The organism is Plantactinospora sp. B6F1 (assembly GCF_040120695.1).
In the GTDB taxonomy this organism is placed as follows: domain Bacteria; phylum Actinomycetota; class Actinomycetes; order Mycobacteriales; family Micromonosporaceae; genus Plantactinospora.
Window position 1 is genome coordinate 70,375 of sequence record NZ_JBEEAC010000008.1, and the last position, 20,025, is coordinate 90,399.

The 20,025-nt window shown below is 72.4% G+C and carries 21 protein-coding genes and 1 pseudogene; 9 read left to right on the forward strand and 13 right to left on the reverse strand.

Translation table 11 applies throughout. From position 1 onward, the window contains the following. Positions 1 to 155: 155 nt before the first annotated feature. The 7 genes and pseudogenes from rnc to rsmD form a co-directional block, all read right to left on the reverse strand. Positions 156 to 878, reverse strand: a pseudogene (rnc, locus tag ABNF97_RS13470) (ribonuclease III); the annotation flags it as partial. Between the two features lie 181 nt (positions 879 to 1,059). Further along, positions 1,060 to 2,037 (reverse strand): phosphate acyltransferase PlsX, encoded by a 978-nt coding sequence (locus tag ABNF97_RS13475; RefSeq protein ID WP_349338809.1) that lies wholly within the window; start codon positions 2,035 to 2,037, stop codon positions 1,060 to 1,062. Between the two features lie 114 nt (positions 2,038 to 2,151). Continuing rightward, a complete protein-coding gene (rpmF, locus tag ABNF97_RS13480) occupies positions 2,152 to 2,325 on the reverse strand; it encodes a 50S ribosomal protein L32 (protein WP_089254967.1) in 174 nt (57 codons plus the stop codon). A gap of 8 nt (positions 2,326 to 2,333) precedes the next feature. Further along, entirely contained in the window at positions 2,334 to 2,897 is a 564-nt protein-coding gene (locus tag ABNF97_RS13485; protein WP_130464355.1) for a YceD family protein, read from the reverse strand. Positions 2,898 to 3,054: 157 nt separating this feature from the next. Further along, positions 3,055 to 3,552: an ATP synthase subunit B family protein gene (locus ABNF97_RS13490; RefSeq protein WP_130464356.1), complete on the reverse strand. Its 498-nt coding sequence runs from the start codon at positions 3,550 to 3,552 to the stop codon at positions 3,055 to 3,057. A 253-nt stretch (positions 3,553 to 3,805) separates the two neighbouring features. After that, the gene (gene coaD / locus ABNF97_RS13495) at positions 3,806 to 4,291 is read right to left on the reverse strand and encodes a pantetheine-phosphate adenylyltransferase (protein ID WP_130464357.1); all 486 of its coding nucleotides are present in this window, start codon (positions 4,289 to 4,291) and stop codon (positions 3,806 to 3,808) included. Then, positions 4,288 to 4,869 (reverse strand): 16S rRNA (guanine(966)-N(2))-methyltransferase RsmD, encoded by a 582-nt coding sequence (rsmD, locus tag ABNF97_RS13500; protein WP_130464358.1) that lies wholly within the window; start codon positions 4,867 to 4,869, stop codon positions 4,288 to 4,290. The genes coaD and rsmD overlap by 4 nt, the downstream gene beginning before the upstream one ends. Before the next feature lie 375 nt (positions 4,870 to 5,244). Between rsmD and ABNF97_RS13505 the strand changes: the two genes are divergently transcribed. Continuing rightward, on the forward strand, positions 5,245 to 6,375 hold the full coding sequence (locus ABNF97_RS13505) for a cell wall anchor protein (RefSeq protein WP_349338730.1): 1,131 nt from the start codon (positions 5,245 to 5,247) through the stop codon (positions 6,373 to 6,375). A gap of 97 nt (positions 6,376 to 6,472) precedes the next feature. Here the strand turns inward: ABNF97_RS13505 and recG are convergent, their stop codons facing one another. Both recG and ABNF97_RS13515 read right to left on the reverse strand, forming a co-directional pair. After that, positions 6,473 to 8,665 carry an ATP-dependent DNA helicase RecG gene (gene recG / locus ABNF97_RS13510; RefSeq protein WP_349338810.1) on the reverse strand — a complete coding sequence of 731 codons (2,193 nt, stop codon included), beginning with the start codon at positions 8,663 to 8,665 and terminating at the stop codon, positions 6,473 to 6,475. Positions 8,666 to 8,804: 139 nt separating this feature from the next. After that, positions 8,805 to 10,442, reverse strand: coding sequence for a DAK2 domain-containing protein (locus ABNF97_RS13515; protein WP_349338731.1), 1,638 nt, complete (start codon positions 10,440 to 10,442; stop codon positions 8,805 to 8,807). Between the two features lie 278 nt (positions 10,443 to 10,720). Here ABNF97_RS13515 and rpmB point away from each other — a divergent pair, with 278 nt between their 5' ends. Then, on the forward strand, positions 10,721 to 10,912 hold the full coding sequence (gene rpmB, locus ABNF97_RS13520; protein ID WP_101370273.1) for a 50S ribosomal protein L28: 192 nt from the start codon (positions 10,721 to 10,723) through the stop codon (positions 10,910 to 10,912). 143 nt (positions 10,913 to 11,055) lie between these two features. On the opposite strand, the gene ABNF97_RS13525 is transcribed toward rpmB, so the two are convergent. Beyond that, a complete protein-coding gene (locus ABNF97_RS13525; RefSeq protein ID WP_349338732.1) occupies positions 11,056 to 11,526 on the reverse strand; it encodes a GNAT family N-acetyltransferase in 471 nt (156 codons plus the stop codon). A 74-nt stretch (positions 11,527 to 11,600) separates the two neighbouring features. Next, the gene (locus ABNF97_RS13530) at positions 11,601 to 12,539 is read right to left on the reverse strand and encodes a thiamine-phosphate kinase (protein ID WP_130464361.1); all 939 of its coding nucleotides are present in this window, start codon (positions 12,537 to 12,539) and stop codon (positions 11,601 to 11,603) included. A 215-nt stretch (positions 12,540 to 12,754) separates the two neighbouring features. Between ABNF97_RS13530 and ABNF97_RS13535 the strand changes: the two genes are divergently transcribed. Next, positions 12,755 to 12,988: an Lrp/AsnC ligand binding domain-containing protein gene (locus ABNF97_RS13535; RefSeq protein WP_101370271.1), complete on the forward strand. Its 234-nt coding sequence runs from the start codon at positions 12,755 to 12,757 to the stop codon at positions 12,986 to 12,988. Further along, on the forward strand, positions 12,989 to 13,642 hold the full coding sequence (locus ABNF97_RS13540) for a DUF3515 family protein (protein WP_130464362.1): 654 nt from the start codon (positions 12,989 to 12,991) through the stop codon (positions 13,640 to 13,642). It abuts the gene before it with no gap. A gap of 73 nt (positions 13,643 to 13,715) precedes the next feature. On the opposite strand, the gene ABNF97_RS13545 is transcribed toward ABNF97_RS13540, so the two are convergent. Further along, positions 13,716 to 14,810 carry a D-alanine--D-alanine ligase gene (locus tag ABNF97_RS13545; protein ID WP_130464363.1) on the reverse strand — a complete coding sequence of 365 codons (1,095 nt, stop codon included), beginning with the start codon at positions 14,808 to 14,810 and terminating at the stop codon, positions 13,716 to 13,718. Positions 14,811 to 15,419: 609 nt separating this feature from the next. Between ABNF97_RS13545 and ABNF97_RS13550 the strand changes: the two genes are divergently transcribed. Continuing rightward, entirely contained in the window at positions 15,420 to 16,787 is a 1,368-nt protein-coding gene (locus ABNF97_RS13550; RefSeq protein ID WP_349338733.1) for an ATP-binding protein, read from the forward strand. Next, positions 16,787 to 17,929: a tetratricopeptide repeat protein gene (locus ABNF97_RS13555; protein ID WP_349338734.1), complete on the forward strand. Its 1,143-nt coding sequence runs from the start codon at positions 16,787 to 16,789 to the stop codon at positions 17,927 to 17,929. Before ABNF97_RS13550 ends, ABNF97_RS13555 begins: the two co-directional genes overlap by 1 nt. Positions 17,930 to 18,048: 119 nt before the next feature. Here ABNF97_RS13555 and ABNF97_RS13560 read toward each other — a convergent pair whose 3' ends face one another. Next, positions 18,049 to 18,291, reverse strand: a complete 243-nt coding sequence (locus ABNF97_RS13560; RefSeq protein ID WP_207230609.1) for a hypothetical protein — start codon at positions 18,289 to 18,291, stop codon at positions 18,049 to 18,051. 149 nt (positions 18,292 to 18,440) lie between these two features. Here ABNF97_RS13560 and ABNF97_RS13565 point away from each other — a divergent pair, with 149 nt between their 5' ends. From ABNF97_RS13565 to ABNF97_RS13575, 3 genes are all read left to right on the forward strand, one after another. Next, a complete protein-coding gene (locus tag ABNF97_RS13565) occupies positions 18,441 to 18,692 on the forward strand; it encodes a hypothetical protein (RefSeq protein ID WP_349338735.1) in 252 nt (83 codons plus the stop codon). A 246-nt stretch (positions 18,693 to 18,938) separates the two neighbouring features. Beyond that, a complete protein-coding gene (locus ABNF97_RS13570; protein WP_130464368.1) occupies positions 18,939 to 19,784 on the forward strand; it encodes a Scr1 family TA system antitoxin-like transcriptional regulator in 846 nt (281 codons plus the stop codon). A gap of 1 nt (position 19,785) precedes the next feature. After that, positions 19,786 to 20,013 (forward strand): DUF397 domain-containing protein, encoded by a 228-nt coding sequence (locus ABNF97_RS13575; RefSeq protein WP_130464369.1) that lies wholly within the window; start codon positions 19,786 to 19,788, stop codon positions 20,011 to 20,013. Positions 20,014 to 20,025 lie beyond the last annotated feature (12 nt).

Below are 20,025 nucleotides of genomic sequence, written 5' to 3' on the forward strand. Positions count from 1 at the left end.
GGGACGGTGCCGTCGGGTGCCGGGACGGTGCCGTCGGGTGCCGGGACGGTGCCGTCGGGTGCCGGGACGGTGCCGTCGGGTGCCGGGACGGTGCCGTCGGGTGCCGGGACGGTGCCGTCGGGTGCGGTGGCGGCGACCGGGTCGACGACGGGGGCGGCCGGCTCGTTCTGCTGCTCGGAGAGGGTCCGCCAGGCCGCCTCGGCGGCCCGCTGCTCCGCCTCCTTCTTGCTGCGGCCGTCGGCACCGCCGTACTTCCGGCCGGCCACCACCACCCAGGCGGTGAAGGTCTTGGCGTGGTCGGGCCCGGCCTCGTCGATCCGGTACTCGGGGACGCCGAGTCCCAGCGCGGCGGTCAGCTCCTGGAGGCTGGTCTTCCAGTCCAGCGCGGCCCCCCGTCCGGCCGACTCCGCCATCAGCGGGTCGAACAGCCGGTGGATGACGATGGCGACGGTGTCCAGGCCGTACTGGAGGTAGATCGCGCCGAGCAGCGCCTCCAGGGTGTCGGCGAGAATGCTCGCCTTGTCCCGCCCCCCGGTGCTCTCCTCGCCCTTGCCCAACAGCAGGTACGGCCCGAGTCCGGCCGGGCCGAGCCGCCGGGCGACATCGGCCAGCGCCCGCATGTTGACCACGCTGGCCCGCAGCTTCGCCAGCTGCCCCTCGGGCAGGTCGGGATGGTTGTGGAACAACGCGGTGGTGATCACCACGCCGAGCACCGAGTCGCCGAGGAACTCCAGCCGTTCGTTGGTCGGCAGGCCGCCGTTCTCGTACGCGAACGACCGGTGCGTGAGGGCCCGCTCCAGCAGGTCCGGGTCGAGAGCGACCCCGAACGCCGCCTCCAGGTGGGTGATCGGCGGCCGTCGCCGCTTGTCCTTGGTCATGCCGTCTCCTCGCTTCACCCGCCACCGCCACGACCCAGGCGGCTCGGCTGGCTGATTCGCTCTCTACGCTCGCCCACAGCGTCTCCCCCGCTCGTCCACAGCGTCTGTCCCGCCCACCGGTGGACGTGCCGGGGCCGGGGTCGGGACCGGGGTTCGGCCCTGCGCAGGCTCGTGTCTGCACTCATGCCGGCACTCCGGTGCCGGTGGCCCGACCGACCACCGCGGACCCGACGAGCAGCGCGGACACCGCCGGGATGGTGTGGCGGCGGTGCAGGTGGGCGGCGAGTGCGATGCCCGAGGCGACGTCCTCGCCCCGGGCCGCGCCGTGGCAGACCACCACCGCGCCGGAGACCCCGAGCAGGGTGGCGGCGCGCGGCGGGCCGCCGCTGGCGGGCGGGCCACCGGCCATCGCGTACGCGCCCTCGATCCCTTTGAGCAGGACGTTTCCGGTGAACCCGTCGGTGACCACGACGTCGGCGCGGTTGCCGAACGCCACGTCGTAACCCTCGACCAGACCCACGTAGCGGGCACCGGGCGGCAGATCCTGCGCGGCCAGGGCCGGGTCGGCGGCCCGGCGGATCCGGTCGCCCTTGCCCGGCTCGGTACCGATGGAGAGCAGGCCGACCCGGGGCTGCGGCACCCGGTGGGTGACCGCCGCGTAGGCGGCACCGAGGACGGCGTGCCGGGCCAGGGTGCCCGGCCCGGCCTCCAGGGAGCCGCCGACGTCGAGCAGGACCACCGGACCGTCCAGGGCGGGCAGGGTGGCGACCAGCGCCGGTCGGCGTACGCCGGGCCAGCGGCCGAAGCCGAGCACCGCGGCCGTGACGGTCGCGCCGGTCGCACCGGCCGAGACCACCGCGTCGGCCGCACCCTCGGCCACGGCCGACACCGCGGCCTGGATGGTGTTGTCGGAGCGGACGGTCGCGGCCGGGTCTCCGTTCATCGCGGCAACGTCCCGGACCGCCCGCACGGCGACCCGGGACCGCTCGGCGGGGCGGAGCACGGCGATCAGCCCGTCGGCGACCTCGGCGGGGCCGACGAGCAGGAGGTGAAGGTCAGGATCAGCGCGGAACGCCCGCAGAGCGCCGTCAACCACGACGGCGGGAGCTTCGTCCCCGCCGAGGAGGTCGACGGCGATCCGCACGGTGCCCGGCTCCACGGGTACGCCGGCCGTCCAGGGGCGGTCGGCGGCGGGAGCCGGTGCACCGGGCAATCGCCGGGGCGGGTGCGCCGTCCGACCGGAGGTCGGTGGCGTCACTCGGTGTCCAGCAGGTCAGACCTCGATGACCTGGCGGCCGTTGTAGGTGCCACAGACGCTGCAGGCCGCGTGCGGCAGCTTCGGCGACTTGCACTGCGGGCAGGCCACGGTCGCGACCGCCGTGGTCTTCCACTGCGCCCGGCGGGACCGGGTGTTGCTGCGCGACATCTTGCGCTTGGGGACGGCCACGGTTCTTCCTACTCCTCTTGACGGGTCAGTTGCGACAGGCCCGCCCAGCGCGGGTCGACCAGCTGGTGGCTGTGCTCAGCCGGCAGCTCGTCCCGATGTACCCCGCACTCGGGGCACAGTCCTGGGCAGTCCTCCCGGCACACCGGGTTGGTCGGCAGTGCGAGCACCACCGCGTCCCGCAGTGCCGGTTCCAGGTCGATCAGGTCGCCCTGCATCCGGCCCACCTCGTCCTCTTCGGTGGTCTCGTCCGTGGTGCTGTGCTCGTAGGCGTACAGCTCCTGGATCGGGACGACCAGCGAGTCCGTGATCCGGCGCAGGCAACGGCCACACTCGCCCTCGATCGGACCGGTGACGGTCCCCGAGACGAGTACGCCCTCGGACACCGACTCGAGCCTCAGGTCGAGGTTCAGGTCGGCGCCCTCCGGCACGCCGATCAGCTCCACGCCGAGGTCCGCCGGTGCCGCCACCGTCCGATTGACCGTACGCAACACTCCAGGTCGGCGCGGCAGCTCCCTCGTGTCGAGGACCAGCGGCGACCTGGGGTTGAGATGGGTCGGCAGATGTTTGGGCATAGTCAGACTCCGGCCTGTGCGAGGCCGACGTAACAGGTTACCTGAGCAGCGGGCTTAGCGTCGAACCGGGGCGAGTCGGCCGGCCTCGACGGTACCGGTCGCGCCCGGTCGGCGCTCCGGATCGCTGCCTGGACGGGCGGCGATCCGGACAGTGCGCTCAGAACGGCAGGGGACGCTCGTTCTCCTCTCCGCCGAATGTGCCGATCTCCCGCAGCGCGTGCATCTTGTCCCGCCCGCGCTCGATGGAGGCAAGCGCCCGGGTCAGGAACTGCTCGAAGTTGGCCAGCGCGGTGTCGACGTAGTCGTCGACCTCCTCGCGGAGCCGCTGGGCCTCGGCCCGGGCCTCCGCGATGATCCGGGCGCCCTCGTGCTCGGCGGAGACGGTGATCTCGTTGACCGAGACCAGCCGGGCGTGCTCCGCCTCGCCCTCGCTGATGATCCGGTCCGCCTCGCGCTTTCCGGCGTCCATGATCTTGTCGCGCTCTTCCAGCAGCGCCGCCGCCCGGCGCAGTTCGACAGGCAGCTCGACGCGCAGTTCCTCAAGTGCGCCGATCATCTCGGCGCGGTCGACCATGGCGTTGTTGCGGGACATCGGGACGGATCGCGCCGTCTCCACCATGCCGATGATCTCGTCTATGCGATCGAGCGGGTCCACCGGTACCTCACTCCCGTCGTTACTTCGGTCGACATACATGATGGGGCGTCGGACCGGATTACTGCTCAACCAATGATGCGGTGCGGCCCGTACCCGATCGGCTATCGCCCGGGGACCGGCGCGTCGCAGGTGGCCCGAGCTGGAGCGGGAGCGCCGCTGGTCACCGGTTCGGCGGTTCGGCGGCGACCACCGGACGGCAGACCGGCGCCGACCGGCCACCGGAGCGGACCGGTGGGCCGGAGGCGTCGAGCGGTCAGGAGCCGGGACGGTGCAGCCGCTCCCGCAGCCGCTCGCGGACCACGTCGGGTACGTGCGGCGAGACGTCGCCGCCCCACTTCGCCACGTCCTTGACCAGACTCGACGACAGGAACGAGTGCAGCGGGCTGGTGGGCATGAACAGCGTCTCCACACCGGCCAGCCCGATGTTCATCTGGGCCATCTGCAGCTCGTAGTCGAAGTCGCTGACCGCGCGCAGTCCGCGTACCACGACGGCGGCCCGCTGGGTCCGGCAGAAGTCGACCAGCAGGCCCTGGAACGACTCCACCCGCACGTTGTCGTAGGAGCCGGTCACCTCGCGGAGCATCTCGATCCGCTCGTCGACGGTGAACAGCCCGCGCTTCGACTCGTTGATCAGCACGCCGACGATCACCTCGTCGAAGAGCCGGCTCGCCCGGCCGATGATGTCGAGGTGACCGTTGGTGACCGGATCGAAGGAGCCGGGACAGACCGCACGTCTCACGATCGGCGACCGTACCAAAGAGTGGTCTCGCCGTAGCGGCGGCTGCGCTGCGCGGTGATCCCTGGCACCCAGTCGACCGGTCCGGTCCGGGTGGACCGCTCGATCACCAGCAGGGCCTCCGGGGCCAGCCAGCCCTGGTCGCGCAGCGCGGCCTGCACCGCCGCCAGCTCCGAATCCGGTACCGAGTACGGCGGGTCGGCGAAGACCACGTCGTAGGGGCCACCCTCGGGCGGGGTACCGAGCACCTGGGCGACCTTGCCGGTGACGAGCCGGGCGGTGCCGGCCACCGGGCTGGCCGGAGTCGACCGCAGCGTGCCGAGGTTCTCCCGGATGGTCCGGGCGGCCCGGGGATCGGACTCGACAAGCAACACCTGCGCGGCACCCCGGGACAGCGCCTCCAGCCCGACCGCGCCGGAGCCGGCGTAGAGGTCGACGAAACGCGCCCCCGCCAGCTCGGTGGCCGACTCGATCGCGCTGAACAGCGCCTCCCGGACCCGGTCGCTGGTCGGCCGGGTCCGCCCGCCGGGCGGGGCGGCGATGCGGCGCCCGCCGAGCACACCCGCCACGATCCGGGTCATCCCGACGCCTCCCGCATGCACGCCATCTGCATGACAGCGACGCTACGCGACCCGTCGTTCGTGCCTGTTCGGGCGGGTCACGACGCACTTCGGACGAGCGGCAACGGACAAACAGGCACGGCGTGCACACCGAGTGAAATAGGTTCACTACCGCCCGTAAATCAATAATCTCGAATTGACAACATCATCGTTAGGGAACCCTGAAGGGTGTTCCTGTACCACGCCAATCGCTAATGTCGTGCGCTGTGTCGGCTGCGCCTTGCCGGCCTACGACGTCGGGGAGGCAACTCCCGCAGGCAGAGCGCCACCCCATGGCACCCCCGCTCGCCTCCCACCCGCGTCGTACCGTGACGCCCTCATCTCTCAGGAGTACGCGTGATCCGTCCTAAGCTGCCGCTCCGGCGGCCGCTCGCCATCCTCGGGGCCGCCTTCCTCGGCATGACCGCGGCGCTAGCTGTCGCCGCCCCCGCGAGCGCCCATCACAGCGAGGTCAAGGTCGCGGGTGTGTGCAACACCACCACCGGCGAATGGGACGTCACCTGGACCGTCCGCAGCGTCGCCCCGCGCGGAGTCCAGAAGTTCAAGTTCGCCAAGGTCGAGGCCCAGAAGTTCGTCGGTGCTACCTCGTCCGAGCTCACCATCCCGGGCATCGAGGTCACCCAGGGCAAGAACTACCCGTACGAGGTGAACAAGAACCTCGAGTTCAAGCAGAGCCTTCCCGGCGAGACCACCGGTGTCGCCATGCGGATGAAGGCGAAGTGGGACAACAAGTACGAGGAAAACAAGTGGGCCGGCGCCCAGGTCACGTTCGCGGGCACCTGTGAGAAGGAGCAGGAGGAGCCCCCGGCCACCCCGAACCCGGCTGCCACCGTCGCCTCCGAGTGCGACGGCAGCGTCGTGGTCAGGCTCCAGAACGGTCCTAACGCGACCGCGCCCGCCAAGTTCACCGTCAAGGGCACCGAGGGCTTCGAGGAGAAGGTCACCGTCGCCGCCGGCGAGGAGAAGTCGGTAACGGTGCCGGCGGCCAACGCGGGCAAGATCACGGTGACCGAGGAGGGCCAGAAGGAGCCCCTCTACAAGGACACCCCGCCGGCGGCCGAGGACTGCGTCGAGCCCGGTGAGCCGGCCCTGAGCTACGCCATGACCTGTGACGAGTTCCTCTTCGAGATCGACAACCCGGAGGATGGCAAGTCCTTCACCGTGACGCTGACCCCGAACAAGGGCGAGGCGAAGACCGTCACCGTCGAGCCGGGCAAGGTCGAGACCGTCTCGTTCCCGGCGGAGGAGGGGCTGACCGTCACGCCCAGCATCGACGGCCAGGAGGGCAAGCCGCTCGCCTGGGAGAAGCCGGAGGACTGCGAGAACGGTGGTGGCGGTGGCGAGGGTGAGCTGCCGCTGACCGGTGCCGCTGCCGGTGGCATCGCGGCCGGTGCCGTGCTGCTGCTCGTCGCCGGTGTGGTGCTCTACTTCGTGGCTCGCCGCCGTCGGGTGACCTTCACCGCCTGATCGGGAGCGACCGCAGCAACTGAACCAACCGCCTGAGGGCGCGTCGACCGGAAATGGTCGACGCGCCCTCAGCGTCTTTCCGGCGTACGCCGCGGCGTCATCCCTTCTCCAGGTACTCCGCGCGCTCCTCGTCGACCAGGGCGGCGACCGAGGCGGCCAGCGCCGGATGCCGGTCCAGCTCCGGATCCTCCTCGACCAGGGCGATCGCCTCGACCCGGGCGTCCCCGATCAGCGTGGCGTCCTTGAGCAGCGAGAGCAGCCGCAGGTGCGAGCGCCGCCCCGACTGGGTCGCCCCGAGCACGTCTCCCTCCCGGCGCTGCTCCAGGTCGAGTTCGGCCAGCCGGAACCCGTCGGTGGTGGAGGCGACCGCATCGAGCCGCTCCCGGGCCGGCGTACCCTCGACGGCCTCGGTGACCAGCAGGCAGAGCCCGGCGGCCGAACCCCGGCCGACCCGGCCCCGCAACTGGTGCAGTTGGGAGACGCCGAACCGGTCCGCGTCGAGCACGATCATCACGGTGGCGTTCGGCACGTCGACGCCGACCTCGATCACCGTGGTCGCCACCAGCACGTCGAGCTCACCGGCGGCGAAGGTCCGCATCACCGAGTCCTTCTCGTCGGCCGGCAGCCGGCCGTGCAGTACGCCGATCCGCAGCCCGTGCAGCGGACCCTCGGCGAGCAGCGGTGCCACCTCGGTCACCGCCAGCGGGGGACGCCGGCCGTCCTCGCCGACCGCGCCGACCTCCTCAGCGGTCGCCGCCTGGTCACCGATGCGCGGGCAGACCACGTACGCCTGGTGGCCGGCGGCCACCTCCTCGCGCAACCGGCGCCAGGCCCGGTCCAGGTACGCCGGCTTCTCCGCCGCCGGTACGACGTGCGAGGCGATCGGCGACCGGCCGCGCGGCAACTGGGAGAGGGTGGAGATCTCCAGGTCGCCGTAGACGGTCATCGCCACGGTGCGCGGGATGGGTGTCGCGGTCATCACCAGCACGTGCGGCGGCTGCTCGGCCTTGGCCCGCAGCGCGTCCCGCTGCTCGACCCCGAACCGGTGCTGCTCGTCCACCACCACCAGGCCGAGGTCGGCGAAGTCGACGCCCTCGTAGAGCAGGGCGTGGGTGCCGACCACGATGCCGGCCTCCCCGGCGGCGACGCTCTCCAGGGCACGCCGTCGGGCTGCCGCGCCGAGCGACCCGGTGACCAGGGCCAGCCGGGTGCCGTCCGGGTCACCGTCCAGCTCACCGGCCCGGCCGAGCGGGCCGAGCAGGTCGAGCATGCCCCGGTAGTGCTGCGCGGCGAGTACCTCGGTCGGGGCCAGCAGCGCGGCCTGGCCGCCCGCGTCGACCACCTGGAGCATCGCGCGCAGCGCGCAGACGGTCTTGCCGGAGCCGACCTCGCCCTGGAGCAGCCGGTGCATCGGATGTGCGGTACCCAGGTCCGCGGCGACCTCCTCGCCGACCGCGCGCTGCCCGGCGGTCAGCTCGTACGGCAGCCGGGCGTCGAACGCGGTCAGCAGCCCGCCCTCGCGGCGCGGCCGGGGTCGGGCCGGCCAGGCCGCCGCCCGGCGCTTGCGCTGCACCAGGGTCAGTTGCAGGGCGAACGCCTCGTCCCACTTCAACCGGTGCCGGGCCCGGTACAGCTCCTCCCTGCTCGCCGGTCGGTGGATCTCGCGCAGCGCGGTGGCCAGCCCGACCAGGTTGCGGGTGGCCCGCAGCGTCGCCGGCAGCGGGTCCTCCGGCGGTGTCACGGTGTCCAGCACCACCCGGACACAGCGGGCGATCACCCAGGTCGGCACCGCCGCGGCGGCCGGATAGACCGGGATCAGCGCCCCGGCGAACTCCTCGACCTCGTCGCCCAGCTCGCCGCCGGCACCGGGCTCGCCGCCGCTGCCATCGCCGAGCAGGACGTACTCCGGTCCGTTGAGCTGGCGCTTGCCCCGGAACTCGGTGACCTTGCCGGCGAACATGCCCCATCGGCCGGGTTTCAGGTCCCGCTCCCGCCACACCTGGTTGCCGAAGAAGGTGAGCGTCAGTACGCCGCCGGAGCCGTCCCCGACGGTCACCTCCAGGAGGTTTCCCCGGCGCTGGCGCATCGGCCGGACCGCCGTACGCTGCACCTGGCCGAGCACGGTGACCTGCTCTCCCACCTCCAGCGAGCGGATGTCGGTGTGCTCGCCCCGCTCGTCGTAGCGGCGGGGGAAGTGGTAGAGCAGGTCGCCGGCGGTGTGCAGGTCGAGGTGGCTGCCAAGGGCCTTCGCCGCCTTCTCGCCGACCAGCTTGCGCAGCGGCGTCCGCATGTCGGTCAGGGTCGGCTCCGGCCCGGTCGAGGTCGGTCGGTTCGGCGTCATCGATCCCCCACGAGCGCTGTCATCCGGCTCTCCACCAGCACCCACCTCCGACGTTTTCCCGCACCCTCGGCCGGCTTCCCGGACAGCCTCATTCGACTCCCACCAGCAACGGATAGAACGGCTGGCCGCCGGAGTAGTGCTGCACCTCCACGAAGGGCCAGCGCCGGGCCAGGTGGGTTCGGAGGACCTCGGTCAGCTCCTCCGGGGCGTCGGCGCCCAGCAGCAGGGTGACCAGTTCGCCGCCGCCGCCGAGCATCCGGTCGAGCAGCGCCACGCAGGTGTGCACCAGGTCTTCGCCGATCAGGTGCACCTCGCCGTCCACCAGCCCGAGCACGTCACCCGGACGGCAGCGGCCGGCGACCGTCAGTGCCTCCCGGGAGGCGTGGCAGACCTCGGCGTACCGGCAGGCGCCGGCCGCCTCCGCCATCGCGATCACGTCGTCGGCGAACCGGCGGGCCGGATCCCGGACCGCGAGCGCGGCCAGCGCCTGCACCGGGGAGCGGGTCGGCACCACGCTCACCGATATCCCGAACGCCTGCGCCTCGTCGGCCGCCACCCGGGCCACACCCAGGGTGTTCGGATCGTTCGGCAGCACCACCACCCGGGACGCGCCGGTCGACCGGACCGCCGCGAGCAGCTCTCCGGCCGACGGGTTGCCGTCCAGCACGGTTGCCCGCTCGGCCAGGAAGATCGCGGCCAGGCCGGGACCGGACGCCGCCACCACCACCGCCCGCTCCGGTGCGTCCGACCGGACCGGTTCGGCCGGGGCGGCCGCGGCCGGGAACTGGTCCTCGAAGCGGGTGACCGAGATCTGGTACGGCCGGCCCGCCAGCACGCCGGCCTCGATCGCCGCCCCGACGTCGTTGACGTGTACGTGCACGTTCCAGGTCGACACGCCGATGGGGTCCGCGCCGTCCCCGACCACCACCAGCGAGTCGCCCAGCCGGGCGAGTTCGGCCCGGAGCCGGCGTACCGCCGGGGGGTCGGTGTCGAGCAGGAACTGCACCTCGTAGGCGTACTCGGTCGAGCCGGTCTCCCGGGCGGCCACCAGCGGCCGGCGCGGCGGTGCCGGCGCGGACTCCGGCCGGTCCGGTGCTACGCCGGTGACCACCTCGACCAGCGCGTCCAGCAGGACGCAGAGCCCACGTCCGCCCGCGTCGACGACGCCGGCCCGGGCCAGCGCCGGCAACTGCTCCGGGGTACGCGCCAGCGCCTCGTCGGCGGCGGTCGCGGCGGCCCCGGTCACCGCCGCGAGATCGTCGGTGTCGGCCCGTACGGCCGCGGTCGCCGCAGCGGTGACGACGCTGAGCATCGTCCCCTCCACCGGCTCGGCCACCGCGGAGTACGCCGCCTCGCCGGCCGCCCGCAGTGCCACGGCGAACGCCCGACCCCGGACCGCCGGGATGTCGCCGAGCGCGTCGGCCAGGCCGCGCAGGATCTGCGAGACGATCACTCCCGAGTTGCCCCGGGCACCCAGCAGTGCGCCCCGGGCCAGCAGCCGGAGCACCCGGGCGTGCGCCGGCCGTCCCGGTGCGCCCGGGTCGTCCCGGTCCAGCCGGAGCGCCTGCTCGGCGGAGGTCATCGTGAGCACCAGGTTGGTGCCGGTGTCGCCGTCGGGGACCGGATAGACGTTGAGCTGGTTGATCTCGTCTTGGTGCCGCTTGAGCGCGGCCAATCCGCCGGCACACCACCGGTGCAGGGCAGCGGCGTCGAGGGTCTCCGGCACGGCAAGAAGCCTACTGGCGTACTCTGACGCCCCGCTGGCACCGCCGACGGTCACCGCCGGCGGTCGGCGCGGCGACCCGGCATCCGGCAGCGCGTCGGCGTGGCGGCCGGCAGTGTGGCGGCCGGCGACGTGGCATCCGGCAGCGCGGGAGTGGCATCCGACCGGTCAGGACCGGCGGAGCCGATTCGCCCGGGGGGCCGGCCATCGGGTACCCTGGCCAGGTTGCCCGGCCAGCACCCTGCCGGCAACCTGACGACGATCAATCCCAGGAGTATCCCGTGGCTAGCGTGTGCGACATCTGTGGCAAGGGGCCGGGCTTCGGCCACAACGTGTCCCACTCGCACCGGCGGACCAACCGTCGCTGGAACCCGAACATCCAGTCGGTGCGTACCCCGGCGGGTGGCGGCACGACCCGCAAGCTCAAGGTCTGCACCTCGTGCATCAAGGCCGGCAAGGTCGCCCGCGCCTGAGCCCGGGCAACCGAGAGCCCTGAGCCCGGGCAACCGCAAGCACGGATAGCCGTCGGAGGATCCCTCCGGCGGCTATCGCTGTCCGCACCCGCAATCGCACCCGCCACACCGCCCGCTGACGGGTGCCGACCGGACGGGCCGGGTCAGAGCGAGCGGCCGAACGAGAGCACCCCCGGCTCGTCCCGGTAGTAGCCGAAGTCCGGGATCCGCTCGTAGCCGCTGCCCTGGTAGAGGGCGATCGCCTCGGGCTGCCGGTCGCCGCACTCCAGGATCAGCCGGCGGCGCCCGTACTCCCGGGCCGAGCCCTCGATCGCCCAGAGCACCCGCCGGGCCACGCCGCGACCGCGAACCGCCGGAGAGACGTACAGCCGCTTGAGTTCGGCGACATCGACGGTGCCGCCGTGGGTACGCCACCCGGCGCAGCCGACCGGGACTCCGTCCAGGTACGCCACCAGGAACGCCCCGACCGGCGGCTCGAACTCGCTCGCCGCCACCGGGGTCTCGTCGCCCTCGTCACCGCCGTACCGCTGGACCAGATCCGCCATCGCGGAGACGACCAACCGCTGCGCGACGGGGGAGTCGTAGGGGACGACGCGGATGTCAAGCTCACTCACCCGGTGAAGGGTACGACCCCGGCCCGCACCGTACGGATCGGCCCCGGGCACGAAGACCCTCCTGATGTCCCTGGTCAGCGGAAGTGGTCCCAACCACTCGACCCCTTGTAGGCCCGCCCGTCGACGGTCACCCCGGCACCGTGCACCACGTGACCGATCAGCCGGAAGCCGCCCGGCAGCGGCAGGTCCTCCGGGAACGTCGCCACCAGCGCGTGGTCGTCACCACCGCCGAGTACCCAGGCCAGCGGATCCACCCCGAGCGCGTGCGCGGCGTCCCGCATCTGCTCCGGCACCTCGAAGGCGCCGCCGAGCAGGTCGATGCCGACCCGGCTGGCCGTCGCCACGTGCCCCAGATCGGCCAGCAACCCGTCCGAGACGTCGATCATGGCCGTGGCGCCGAACCGGGCCGCCGACGGCCCTGCCCCGTACGGCACCTCCGGCCGCCGGTACGCCTCGACCAGTACCTTCGGGGTGCGGAACCCCCGCGACAGCACGGTGTAGCCGGCGGCGGCGTAGCCGAGCCGACCGGCGAGCGCGACGACGTCGCCGGCCCGCGCCCCGCTGCGTACCACCGGGGGCTGCCCGCCCAGGTCGCCGAGGGCGGTCACCGCGATGGTCAGGGTGGGACTGGCCGACATGTCCCCGCCGACCACACTCGCCCCGACCCGGGCCGCCTCCGCCGCCAGACCGTCGGCCAACTCCTCCGCCCACCGCGCCTCCAGGTCGGGCGGCATGCAGAGCGCGACGAGCAGCGCGGTCGGCACCGCGCCCATCGCGGCCACGTCGGCCAGGTTCGCCGCGGCGGCCCGATGCCCGATGTCCACCGCGGTCGCCCAGTCTCGGCGGAAGTGCCGCCCCTCGACCAGTACGTCCGTGGAGGCGACCACCCGGCCGTCGGGGGCGTGCACCACCGCCGCGTCGTCGCCCGGTCCGAGCAGCGTGGCGTGCCCGGCGCCCAGCCGGGCGGTGACCCGGGCGATCAGGCCGAACTCACCGGCCCGTGCGACGCTCACACCGACCTCCCGGCACGCTCGACAGCCGGCCCGGCCGGGTCGGTCGTCGGCGCCGGCCACCTGTCCCCGGATGCCTCCGGACCCGGCACCGCACCCGCACCGGACCGACCGATTCGATCGCTCATCGTGCCTCCTCCGACCACCGATCGGGATCCGACCTGCTCCGTACGGTATTTTCACGGTCGAGCCGCACTGCGGCGGACGGGAGGCGGGTCGTGGTCCAGGCGTACATCCTCATCCAGACTGAGGTCGGAAGGGCACGTGACGTGGCCGCGCACATCTCGGATATTCCCGGAGTGGTCCGGGTCGACGCCGTCACCGGGCCGTACGACGTCGTCGTGCTCACCGAGGCGCACACCGTCGACGAGCTGGGCAAGATGATCGTCAGTAAGGTGCAGTTGGTGCCCGGGATCACCCGCACGCTGACCTGTTCCGTGGTCCGGTTGTAGATGGCACGGAGCACGACGCCCGACCGGCCGGACGGGCAGCAGAGGAAACCGGAGGCGGCGATCGATCCGGCGGACCGGCCGGCCAAGCCCCGGGCGGACCGGACCACCCGGCAGGCGGCGATCTGGGCGACGGTGGTCGCCCTGCCGCTGACCGCCCTCGTCGCGGTGCTGATCTTCGGCCAGCTCCGGCCGGGCTCGGTAGAGCGGCCCGCCTCGACGCCGACCGCCGCCGCGCCGCAGGTGACCACGCCGGTGCAGATGGCCGCCCCGGTCCTGGCCGAACGGCCGGCCACGGTCTGCCGGGCGCTGCTGTCCCGGTTGCCCGCCACCCTGCGCGGTGCCGGCCAGCGGCCGGTCACCGCCGGCCCGGAGCAGAACGCCGCATTCGGCGACCCGGCCGTCACCCTGGCCTGCGGCGTGGCCGAGCCGCCCATCCCGGACGTGCCCGACCTGTGGATGGTCAACAACGTCTGCTGGCTCACCGAACACCGCGACGGCGACCTGGTACTGACCACCGTGGACCGCGAGGTACCGGTCCGGCTCAGCGTGCCGGCCGGGCAGGAGCAGACGGTGCAGTGGGCGGCACCGGTGTCGGACTCCCTGGTCGCCTCCGTGCCGTCGGTGCCGAACGTGCCGACCGGCTGCGAGAACTGACCACCATCCCACCGGCGCCGCGCAGATTCCGAGCGGGCCGACCGCCCCCGGACGGCCAGCGAACGAACGTCTGTCAATGCAGGCCGGTGCCTCGACGCAGCGCGGTCCGGATCAGCCGGCTCACCAGCTTGGGATACTCCAAGCCGGTCGCCGCCCACATCTGCGGGAACATCGAGGTGGGTGTGAACCCCGGCATCGTGTTGATCTCGTTGAGATAGACGTCCAGTTCAGGGGTGACGAAGAAGTCGACCCGGGCCAGTCCGGCGCAGTCCAGCGCGGTGAACGTGCGGCAGGCGTACTCCTGCACCTGCCGGGTGACCCGGTCCGGCAGGTCGGCCGGGATGTCGTAGTCGCTGGCGTCGAGGTACTTCGCCTCGAAGTCGTAGAAGTCGTGCTCGACCACCCGGATCTCGGCCAGCAGTGACGCCTCCGGGCCGCCACCCGCTTCGGCCTCCAGCACCCCGCACTCGATTTCCCGGCCGACGATCGCGGCCTCGACCAGCACCTTCGGGTCGACCTGCCGGGCCAGCGCGACGGCGTCGTCGAGATCCGCCCAGTCGGAGACCTTGCTGATCCCGACCGACGAACCCGCCCGGGAGGGCTTGACGAAGACCGGCAGCCCGAGCCGATCCCTGTCCTCCTCGGTCAGGCTGACCCCGCTGCGCAGCACCGCGTACGGCCCCACCGGGATGCCCTCGGCGACCGCCAGCTTCTTGGTGAACTCCTTGTCCATCGCCGCCGCCGAGGCGAAGACGTTGGCACCGACGTACGGGACGCCGGCCATCTCCAGCAGCCCCTGGATGGTGCCGTCCTCACCGTACGCGCCGTGCAGCGCCGGGAAGACGACGTCGACTCCGGCGAGCGCCTGCGGCCCCTGTGCCGGATCCAGCACCATCAGACCATCGCCGGTCGGGTCGGCCGGCAACACCACGGTGGATCCTGCGGCGGCGGTGATCTCCGGCAGCCGCCGCTCGGTGATGGCGAACTGGGCCGGGTCACCGTCGGTCAGCACCCACTGACCGGCCCTGGTGATGCCCACCGGGATCACGTCGTACTCGTCCGGGTCGAGCGCGCCGAGGATGCTGCCGGCGCTGACGCAGGAGATCGCGTGTTCCGTACTCCGCCCGCCGAAGACGACGGCCACGCGGGTCTTGCCTGGGGTGGTCACTCCGGTCACCTTTCGTTCGCGTCACCGCTGCTCGTTAGCGTCACCGCTGGTCGTTCTCGTCGCTGCTGCTCGTTGTGTCGCTGCTGCTCGTTGTGTCGCCGCTGCTCGTAGTGTCGCTGCTGCTCGTAGTGTCGCCGCTGCTTGTTGCGTCACCGCCGGTCGACGCCGTCGCCGGTCGGCACCCACTCCGGGGCGTTCGGGGTCGCCGCGGCCGGTCCAGCCGATCCGGCCGGTCCAGCCGATCCGGTCGGTGATGCAGGCCGGGTCGGCGAGCCACCGCACCCGGACCGGCGTCGCCGACGGTCGGACCTAACGGGATCAGTGCCGGGCCCCGGTCGGAACCGTGCCAGCATTTCATCCTGGTCCACGGCGCCCGCCCAGCGGGAGGCCCAGTGGCGCGCTGCCGTCGCTCCTCGTGCGCTCACCGGGTGACCCTACTCTGCGTGGCCACCTCCCGGGTCCACACCCCTTTTCAGGCCCGGGAAACCTCTACCGGAGTGAGCACGCCGAGCACAAGGGGTAACCGGTGGCGTACCGAAACCAGAGGGGTCGCCGGGACCGGAGTTGCGGGTGTCGTCAGCGTGCCGCGCCGTCTAGGCTGCTCGTCTTGTGAGTTCCGATTCGATCATCGACAGCCTGACCGCGGCGCTGAACGCGAACCCGGCGGACGTGCCGCTGCGACTGCACCTCGCCGGGCTGCTCCTCGACGCCGGACGCCCCGCCGAGGCGATCGCGCACGTCGGGCAGGCACTCGCCCGCAATCCGGCCGACCCGCAGGCACAGGCCCTGATGCAGCGAGCCCTGGGCGTCGGCGCATCCTCGACCGCCACCGGTGCACCCGCGCCCGATACGTCGGCGTCAGCCCCGGCGACCGGCCCGAAGGCCGCCGCCGTCCCGGCAGGCGGCACCGGAGCCACACCGGAGCCACCGCAACCGGGCGGGCCACCGCAACCGGGCGGGCCGGGCCAGCCGGACGGGCCGAGCCAGCAGGGTGACGATCCGCTCGCGGCCTACGAGCGGGAACTCGCCGACGTGGTGCCGCCGCGCTTCTCACCCGCCGGTGACCAGCCCGAGCCGGTGACCGGGGACGCCGACCGGATGTTCGACGTCGAGGTCTCCACCATCCGGCTCGGCGACGTCGGCGGGATGACCGAGGTCAAGGAGCGGCTGGAGCTGGCGTTCCTCGGCCCACTGCGCAACCCGGAACTACGCAAGCTGTACGGCAAGAGCCTGCGCGGCGGCCTGATGCTCTACGGCCCGCCCGGTTGCGGCAAGACGTTCCTGGCCAAGGCGATCGCCGGCGAGATGGGGGCCAAGTTCATCTCGCTCTCCATCGTGGACGTGCTGGACATGTGGATCGGCAACTCCGAGCGCAACCTGCACGAGCTGTTCCAGACGGCCCGACGCAGCGCGCCCTGCGTCCTCTTCCTCGACGAGGTCGACGCGCTCGGGCACAAGCGCTCCAAGGTGACCTCCAGCGGGATGCGGACGATCGGCAACCAGCTGCTCGCCGAACTCGACGGGGTGGAGGGCAACAACGAGGGCGTCTTCGTACTGGCCGCCACCAACACGCCCTGGGACGTGGACCCCGCGCTACGCCGGCCCGGCCGCCTCGACCGGGTGGTCCTGGTACTCCCGCCGGACGCGCCGGCCCGTACCTCGATCCTGGAGTACCACCTGCGGGACCGCCCGATCGCCAACATCGACGTACGCCGGATCGTCGCCGCCACCGACGACTTCTCCGGCGCCGACCTGGCGCACCTGTGCGAGTCGGCCGCCGAGTACGCGATGGCCGACTCGATCCGGCGCGGCGAGGTACGGATGATCGAGCAGCGCGACTTCGACCGGGCGCTGAAGGACGTGCGCCCATCCACCAAGCCGTGGTTCGCCACCGCCCGCAACGTGGCGATGTTCGCCAACGAGGGCGGCGTGTACGACGACCTGGTCGGCTATCTGAAGCGGCGAAAGATGCTCTGATGGCCGCCGCCGGAGCCGACCGGGGTGTGGCGGCCGGCAACTCGCCTCTGGTGCGGGCGTTGCAACTCGCCCAGGTCGGCCGGGTCAGGGCCGCCTATCCGCTGATCGCCGAGGCGCTGCGGGCCGACCCGAACGACAGCCAGGCCCTGCAGGTACTCGGCTACTGCTACCAGCAGGAACGCCGCTGGACGGACATGCTGACCGTGCTCGACCTGGCGGCCCAGGCCACCCCGGACAGTCCATGGGTGCAGCGCAACCGCTCCCTGGCGCTGCGCCAGCTGGGCCGGATTCCCGAGGCACTCGCCGCCGCCGAGCTGGCCCGTACCCTCGATCCGGACGACGCCCGCAACGAACTCGCCCGGGCCGAGGCGCTGCTACGCGGTCGCGGTACCCGGACGGTCCTCGCCGCGCTGGGCGCGACCCGGCGGGCCAGGGAACTCGACCCCGAGAGTGTCTCGGCGCACGTCGCCGAGGGGAAGGTGCAGCGCCGGATGGCCGAGTTCGGTCGGGCGCGGGCGGCGTACCTGGAGGCGCTGCGGCTCGCCCCCGACGACCCGCAGGCGTTGCACGGACTGGCCACCCTGGACAGTGATCGGGGACGGGCGGTACGCGCCTCGCCAGCCATGGCCGGGATGCTCCGGACGGTACCCACCGATCCGGTCGCGATCCGGGCCGCCACCGACAATGCCCGGCGGGCGCTCTGGCTGCTGACCGATCTCGGCTGCGCCCTGCTCCTGGTCGTCGCCTTCCTGGTCGGGACGTCGCAGGAGGCGATCGGGTCCCGACCGCTCGCTGCGGCCGGCGGGGTGCTGGTGGCACTGGCCGGCGCGGCTGCCGTCCTCGCGCTGCTGCGCTGGCGGTTCAACCGGCTGACGGCCCCAATCCGCGCGCTGATCCTGGCCAACCGCTACCGGTTCTCCTTCGTCACCGCGCCGCTGCGGCTCGTCGCGCTGCTGCTGGGCATGCTGCTCTTCACGCTCGGCCCCCACCCGCCGGTCCCGGTCGTGGTCGTCGGCACGGCGGCGGTGGTCGTACCGCTGCTTACCCTGATCGTCCGGTGGCGCAGCCGGGCGGCCGTCGAGGTCGCGCTGCTGGTCCGGCGCTGTTGGTTCCGGCTCCGCCGCCTCACCTCGGACGGCTGACCCGTGGCTCGGGCGGTGACCGGCGCCTCGGACGGCTGACCCGTGGCTCGGACGGCTGACCGGCACCTCGGACGGCTGACCCGTGGCTCCGGACGGCTGACCCGCGGCTCGGTGGCGGCTCAGCCGCCGGGGGATCGTCGGCGGCCGACCGCGAGTACCTTGACCCGCTGTCGTCCCGCCCGCACCATGCCGAGCGCCGCGAAGGCGGTGGCGATCCGGTCGGCGGCCTCCCGGCTGGTGGCGCCGACGACCTGGCGGCGCCGCTCCGGCTCGATCCGCTCGTCCCGGCCCTCCTTGGTCAATGGCCGCACGTCGGTGAGCACCACGAGGTACCGGGTCACCTTGACCGTCCCGGCCGCCATCCCGGGTGGCTTCGCCGCCCGCGACCACTCCGAGGTCCGTGCCGGTCAGATGCCACGGCGAGCCGCCTCCGGTGTTCGCCATGGCGTCGGCTCCACCGCGGGCAAAACTGTCGGATGCGGCTGAGACGCCGCGAGGCGGGGACGAGACGGTGCGGTACACCCACCGGCTGGGCCGCAAGACCGCCGAGGCCGCGATCGCGATGGTCTTCCGCTGCCACGCCTGCGGACACACCGCCTGCCGCGACCCGAACGCCGCGAGCTGCCGCGACCCGAACGCCGCGAGGACGATCCTCGCCACGGCAGCACGTGAGCGTGCTGGCGCCGACGACGTAAGACACGCGATCACCTCCTCCTCCCAGGACGGCGGTCTCGTGCGGTCCGAGCCAGGAATCCCCGGCTGACAGCCATGGGAAGCGCTAACTGTCACCTCCAGGTCCCGCTTGTTGGCGGGAGGAACACGGCGATCGGGTACGGGAAGGTCCGATCGCCGTGCGCCTCATTCCCCTTCGGTCACCCACAGCCACCGTCGACACGACCACCGGCGGTGAGGACGTGATGACAGATTGCCAGTTGTGAACGCGTGAATGCAACTCTCACGTACCTTCTCTCATGCACGCATTCCCGGTTCCATGTGACAGGATCGATGCATGGCTCCGAAGTCGTTCCGCGCCCGCCGCCTCGGCATAGCCCTACGCCATGCCCGCGAGGCGGCCGGGCTCACCCTCGAACAGGCCGCCGACGAGATCAACAGCACCCGTAGCACGCTCTCCCGCTACGAGAACGCGCAGACGATGGTCAGCCCGGCCTCGGTACGCGCCCTGCTCACCCTCTACAAGCGGCCGGAGAGCGAACTCGAGGACATGGTGCAACTCGCCAAGGAGGCCCGGAAGCCGGGCTGGTGGGTCTCCTACTCGTACATCCTGGACCGCCGCACCATCGACTTCATCGCGGTCGAGGCCGAGGCCACGGCGATCGCGAACTTCGAGCCGTCGGTCGTGCCGGGTCTGCTCCAGACCACGGAGTACATCCGGGCGATCATGCGCGGCGGCCCGCACACCCTCGGAGACGAGGAGGTGGAGCAGCGGGTGCAGATCCGGATCGGCCGGCAGGAACGGCTGAAGGAGGCCGACCCGCCGATCTTCGACGCCATCGTCGACGAGGGCGCCCTGCTCCGGCCGGTCGGCGGCGAGGCCGTGATGGCGGCACAGTTGAAGAGCCTGCTCAAGATGTCCGAGCTGCCGAACGTGACCATCCAGGTCATCCCGCTCAAGGCGGGCTACCACCGAGGCACCCGTGGTTCGCTGCACATCCTCGAGTTCGCCGACCCGGAGGACCCGACGCTCGCCTCGGTGGAGACCGTCGCCGGTCAGCTGATCCTGGACCGGCCGCACGACCTGCGCACCTGCGCGAAGATCATGGAACACCTGCGGGCCGTCGCGTTGAGTCCCGCGGAAAGCCGCGACACCATCAACCGCCTCCTGAAAGGACTGTGACATGTCACCGGAGACGACCGACCATCTGCTCGGCCGGGCCCCCTGGCGCAAGAGCAGCCGCAGCGGCGACCAGGGCGCCTGCGTCGAGTTCGCCCTGCTCGCCGGGGCCGCCGACGACGTCGTGGCCGTACGCGACTCCAAGGACGCCACCGGCCCGGTACTGATCTTCGCACCGGCCGCCTGGACCGCATTCACCACCGCGCTGCCCACCTCCCCCGTTCTCCCCTGACCAGGGTGGAGG